The sequence below is a fragment of the Phycisphaerae bacterium genome (genome assembly GCA_018003015.1).
Taxonomy (GTDB): Bacteria; Planctomycetota; Phycisphaerae; order UBA1845; family PWPN01; genus JAGNEZ01.
The window spans coordinates 1-5,280 of record JAGNEZ010000132.1 but is presented as its reverse complement, the minus strand read 5'-3'; the positions used below and the strand labels follow the sequence as shown (position 1 = coordinate 5,280).

Annotated in this window: 5 protein-coding genes, 1 tRNA gene and 1 pseudogene; 2 read left to right on the top strand and 5 right to left on the bottom strand. The window is 60.6% G+C overall.

Annotated features, from left to right (window positions below):
• Window positions 1–109: 109 nt before the first annotated feature.
• The gene (locus KA354_25015; protein ID MBP7937910.1) at window positions 110–322 is read right to left on the bottom strand and encodes a hypothetical protein; all 213 of its coding nucleotides are present in this window, start codon (window positions 320–322) and stop codon (window positions 110–112) included.
• A gap of 131 nt (window positions 323–453) precedes the next feature.
• Between KA354_25015 and KA354_25010 the strand changes: the two genes are divergently transcribed.
• Window positions 454–526 (top strand) — tRNA-Thr (locus KA354_25010).
• A 232-nt stretch (window positions 527–758) separates the two neighbouring features.
• Here the strand turns inward: KA354_25010 and KA354_25005 are convergent.
• Window positions 759–1,988, bottom strand: a pseudogene (locus KA354_25005) (tyrosine-type recombinase/integrase).
• Between the two features lie 35 nt (window positions 1,989–2,023).
• The gene (locus tag KA354_25000; GenBank protein MBP7937909.1) at window positions 2,024–2,380 is read right to left on the bottom strand and encodes a helix-turn-helix domain-containing protein; all 357 of its coding nucleotides are present in this window, start codon (window positions 2,378–2,380) and stop codon (window positions 2,024–2,026) included.
• 62 nt (window positions 2,381–2,442) lie between these two features.
• Between KA354_25000 and KA354_24995 the strand changes: the two genes are divergently transcribed.
• Window positions 2,443–2,640 (top strand): hypothetical protein, encoded by a 198-nt coding sequence (locus KA354_24995; protein MBP7937908.1) that lies wholly within the window; start codon window positions 2,443–2,445, stop codon window positions 2,638–2,640.
• Between the two features lie 501 nt (window positions 2,641–3,141).
• On the opposite strand, the gene KA354_24990 is transcribed toward KA354_24995, so the two are convergent.
• Both KA354_24990 and KA354_24985 read right to left on the bottom strand, forming a co-directional pair.
• Complete coding sequence (locus KA354_24990) at window positions 3,142–3,909, bottom strand: ImmA/IrrE family metallo-endopeptidase (GenBank protein ID MBP7937907.1); 768 nt, start codon at window positions 3,907–3,909, stop codon at window positions 3,142–3,144.
• Window position 3,910: 1 nt separating this feature from the next.
• On the bottom strand, window positions 3,911–4,309 hold the full coding sequence (locus tag KA354_24985) for a helix-turn-helix transcriptional regulator (GenBank protein ID MBP7937906.1): 399 nt from the start codon (window positions 4,307–4,309) through the stop codon (window positions 3,911–3,913).
• Between the last annotated feature and the right edge of the window lie 971 nt (window positions 4,310–5,280).

Sequence of the window (5,280 nt, the reverse complement as noted above, 5' to 3'; positions counted from 1 at the left end):
AAGCACTTGCTCCAAAAGCCGTCCCGTCTCTCCGGATGGGCCACCCATCCCATGCCCGCCCCGGCTCTACTTCCTACCGTTTCATCTCGCAGCAAAACTGCCCAAGGGGCTATTCTTCGTCGCTGCGGGGTTCCCGCCCCTCGTGCAAGTCGCTTGCCTGGCGGATATAATGATCCAGCGCAGCGTCCGGGTGTGCCCAGACACCGAAGAAGTGGACTGTGCCCCGAATCTTCTTGCACCACTGCCCATTGGGGTGGGCCGTGAGCGGGAAAGTCGGGCAGGGTTTGCGTGGCTTCTTGCGGCGAGGAGTGACGGTTGCCATGACCAACGGCCTCCCGGTTGTCCTGGATCCAACAGCACAGGCGATAGATCCAGTATGCCATAGGGCCCGGTTGTCGTCAAGGGAATCGGCATTCACATGTGAGTTTGTAAATCGTTATTTAATAAGCACTTGCCACCGTAGCTCAGTTGGCAGAGCAGCGGTTTTGTAAACCGCAGGTCGCCGGTTCGAATCCGGCCGGTGGCTGTTCCGTAAAGCCCATCAAACACAGCACTTCTTCAAGCGCAGCAAGGACTTGCGCGCGGTCAGGTTTTTCGCCGTCCGGTCCACCAGAGTCTACCGAAGTCGCCTGGATTCTCTGCTTTATGCGCAAGCGCCGCCCCAAACTCGACGCCTCATCCAACACCTCAGGTGGTTGGTTCCCTGCGGTTTTTGTGCCGGGCAGACTGGCCAACGCTTTGGCTCGCTCGGCCAGTTCCGTGTGCGAGTAGCGCGACATGGTGAGGTTGATGTCGCTGTGGCGGGCGAGGTCCTGGGCAAGCTTGGGATGCACGCCGCCACGCGCCAGGTTGGTGATGAACGTGTGCCTGAGGGCATGGAAGTCGATGACGCCCGCGGCCGTGCGGTACCGCAGGTGATCAGACTTCTCCCGCCGCTGGCGTTCCTCGGGGTCTTCCACCTGTTCCAGCCAGGCCTTGCGAGCCGCTGCGAGGTCGTCACGAAGCATCTTGGCCGGCTTGTCCGGAATGTGGAAGACGGGCGTGCCATCCGGAACCTCGGCAACATGCTTCGCCAAGAGATCAGTCAACTCCGGCAGCAGCGGAATTGTGTCCTGGCGCCGGCGCTTGCTGTACGCGGCCGCCACGGTCACGGTCGGCTCGTCGGAGGCAAGATCGAATGATGACGGGGACAGGCTCTGTAGCTCGGCCACGCGAAGTCCTGTCTCAACCGCCAAGCGATAGAGTAATGCACGCTCTTGTCCCGACAGCCCATGGTGGACGGGTCCGGCGGTGGCGGCGTCGAGCAGTGCGGTAAGTTCCGCGGCAGTCAAGGCACGCCGATCGAATCGGCGGTCCATCTTCGGGTTCAGGCCGGTGAGGTAGGCCACGGGGGATTCGGCGATGCGTCGTTCACGAACGCCCCACCGGCAGAACTGCTTCATCGCCTGCAGGTAGAAGTTGAAGGTCTGGGCGCCGATGCCTTTGATGGTATGACCATCCTTAGCCTCTTGGTTTTGTTGCATCGCTTCGAGCGTCGTGATCAGCTTCGTGCCGGAGATATCCCCCCAATGCTGAAATCCGCATTTCTTGAGCAGGCGGGTGATGCGAGACTTCAGCAGCGCAGCGTGCTTGGCTGTTGTGCCCTTCGCTTTCAGGGCACGGGCGAATGGCTCAAGATCCTCGATGAGGAGCAGGCTCACAGTCGCGCGGCGCCCGTCGATCAGTCCGTACTCAAAGAGCCGCTCCTGGATGCTCCGAGGAAGCTGAGTCAGCCAGCCGTGCAACGCCGGGTCGATCTGCCCGCCACTGGCCTTGTGGTAGCACACCAGCTTCTCCAGCGTGCGACCAAACTCCTCGGTGGCGGGTTTGCTCGTGAATGCCGCGATGCGGTGCCGCTTGTCCCGGTGGTCGAAGAACTCGACATACCACTTGGCGGTCTTGCGCAAGTTACCCTTCTGGTCGTGGTAAGTAGGCTTGAAGACGTTCATTGCTCACACTCCTTACAGTTCAGGCACCACGCCCGTTACCCTTGCCTCCTGATCAACTCCCAACGATCGCTGGAAGGGGCTCCGGATGCAAGCCATTCCTCCAGGTCTTTCCTTGGCCAGCGGACAGCCCGGCCAAGCTTAATCGGCCTGGGCAGCCGGCCGCTGCTCAGCAGTTTGAAGACGTGGGCACGGCTGATGCCCAGAGCCTCGGCCACCTCCTCGGCCGAGAGGGCCAGCCGGTTGGGGCTGGTGGCATCATCAGCTCGTGTTGTCGTCCTCTCGAACACGGCTACAACCCTCGTTCTACGGGCTGCCAATAACTGGCGTCGTCTCTCGCGTGCTCCGGTTCCCCTTCGAGGGGAAATCTCGTGACACTGAGCCCACAAAGCCATGCCAGGCTGGCGCGAATCCCGTGTTCACCTGCAGCTCGCTGATACAGCAGCGGAAAACACGTATGGAGCACCTTCGCAACTTCGTCGAGATTGCCGTCGTGCAGACGCAACTGCCGGCCCGTAAGCCGGGCAAAGGAAGACCGTTCGACCATGAGAAGCGCATTGAGAATCCCGCAGAGTTCATGGTCCTTCGGGGCGACTACCAGCTCGGTGCTGGCGGCGAGCGGCGTGTTTGTCAGGTCAAACGCAAGCATTGCTGAGCCCCTCTTGAAGCCCCTCGCTTCACTGCGTCTTGTCCGTCTCCCCGGTTCGCAACGGCGGTTTTTCGCAGATCCGGTTCGCCACGAGGTTCACCTTGGGTAGATCCTTTGGCCACAGGCACGTTGTGAATTGCCCTGGTGGGCTTCAGTGGTCAACCACACCTACTCCATCCGCAACTCATGCAGACCCAACAGCCGCATTGTTTCATCATGGCGCTGCCGCATTCCGGGCAGGGCTGGCCCTGACTGCTGAATTCAGCGCCCCGAGTCGCTGCCGGCGTCTTGTTCTCGTTCACCGCTTCTGATCCGGCTAGTGCGGTTGCGGGGTCCGATCCGTGATTCTCGTGCTCACTTCTCCATTCGCTCGACCGTGAATCGTGATACCGTTTCGGAATGCGAATGGAGTGCGTCGACCGCACAGTTGCTGACATCACTGTTCTCCTATCGCTGTTAGATGTTCGCGTACATGCGAACATCGACGGCAAAAAAACAACACCTTGGTCAACTCGCCTGCTCTGTGAACAAATCCGCATATTGCGGAACTCCGTTCCTCAGTCGGATAGCCTCCAATTCATCGCCTCGTGCCGAACGGTGCAGAAGAGGCTCCACAAACTCCGCCGGCAACAGTGGCCGTGGACGCGGGATTCGCGGCTCGATATCGTTGCAGCGATTGATGGCAGTCGAAAGTGACACACCGAATCGTCGCGTCAGCACGGGAAGGAGCAGCTTTCGCCACATCCATTCCGATTCACGCGTTGTCTGCATCAGTTCCCAGGTGCACCGGACCCTGTCCATGCGACAGTCATCGAATACCTTGACGATTTCGGCCTCGACCAAGGGCAACGGCATCAGAAACGCGGCGGCGAAACGATCTGCTTCACGTTCGACCACATCGTTCGACCCGGGTCCCAGATCGTTGGTCTCATGGAACTCGGTGCGTACCTTGTCGTGAAGCAGCATGTGGCCAAGCTCGTGAGCGCACGTAAATCGGCACCGTCCCTCGTGGTCCGTCACTCCCTCGTGGATGAGGATCTCTCGCTCACGGATGAACGTCGCACCAAGCACGCCATCGCCCAGATAGGAGAGATCCGCGAAGCCGAAATGGAACCCGAGTGGTGATTCGATCCATTGCTCGACGGGAATCGGAAGCGGTATCTGATCAAGCCCGAGTGACTTTCGACATCGTAGCAGGCAGCTCCACGCCCGGCGTTCAATCACCCGCCGGCCATAGGACGGGTCGAATACTCGGGTTGGCAGCTTAACGCTCATCCTACCTGCGTTCCTTCCGCGTTTTCCCCGCAGCCATCTGCTCGGCCTGACGGATAAGCTGGTCCCACTGCTCGGCATTGAGTTTGCGAGCTGTCCGCAAGAATTGCGGCACCTTCTCCGCACTCATGGTGTCCTGTGTCGCCACCTCCTGAACCACCTCATCCGCCTTGCTCCACGCCGCACGAAGCTCGGCCTCCCCGATTCCATACGCCTCGCTGATTCTTTTCAGGAGCCCTTCAGACGGCGTCCGTCGTCCCTTCTCGATGTCCGTCAGGTGCGCCGGGGCTATGGTCAATTCCCTCGCCATCTCGCGGAGTCCCTTCTTCAGGACCTCAACGCGCCGGCGACGGATTACATCGCCGATGGATAGCTCGGGGTTCTGTAACTTGCGAGGTACCATACTTATCTCCATGTACTGTTCACCTATATGCTAACACCTAAACAGAACGCAGTCAACCCCACGGCCGCAAAAATTCTCGTGCCTGTGGGGGACGGTGGAAAAGCCGGCCCCCCCGAGTTCGATACCATCGGATGTGTTCGCGCAACTCACGTGGTAGCATAGACTTCTGGGCTTTTGGCCCAATCGTCAGTCGCGCAAGATGCCGCTGGCGTCATCGAGACGGGGGATATTTCCCGTTCAACCGAGCCTCACCAGCTCGGCCAAGGGGACGGCCTCACCAGCCGTCGCGGTATCCACCCGTAGAGCCGGATGCCTGGAGACAGGCTTGTCCGGATCGACGGAGGCTCGTCGAAGTAATCCCCCGTCTCACCAGCGGGGCGTAATCTCGACGTTCTATCCGATGGGGTTCTTTCAACACTTCCTCGAATCGGGGCGACGGAGAAACACCCCGCCGGTGCCGCCCGTTGGGCGGTAGCGTCGGGGCCGTGATGGTCGAAGCAGGTGCAAATCCTGTCCAGGGGGCTCGGGCCAAAGTCCGCGCGCAGCGGACCAATTCGGGTGCAAGACTCGTCAGGCTCGTTCAACCTCGGCTGGCGTGGGGAGTTCGCGACGTGGCGACACGCGCGACCGGACCTTTGACCGGGTTCGGCGATCCGCTCAAACAGCGGACGACGAAAAGCTCAACCATGAAAGGCCCGCAAGGGCTTGCCAGTGAGGCCAGTCGGAGACGGTGCCGAACCGCAAAGAATCATCGCTGAGGGATAAGCTGGCGCTTCTCGTTTCGGCCGGCTGAAACCGCCTCATGCCTATGAGGTGGGGACTATGCCCGGGCGGGAGCCTGGGACATACGGCGATGACCCGAGGGGTAACACCCTCTAGCAACGTGACCGATTGGCTGCAGATCATCACTAATCCGGGAAGCACTGCGGCGGCCGGCGTGGTGGCCGGTGTCCGCCATGGTCAGGCGGATG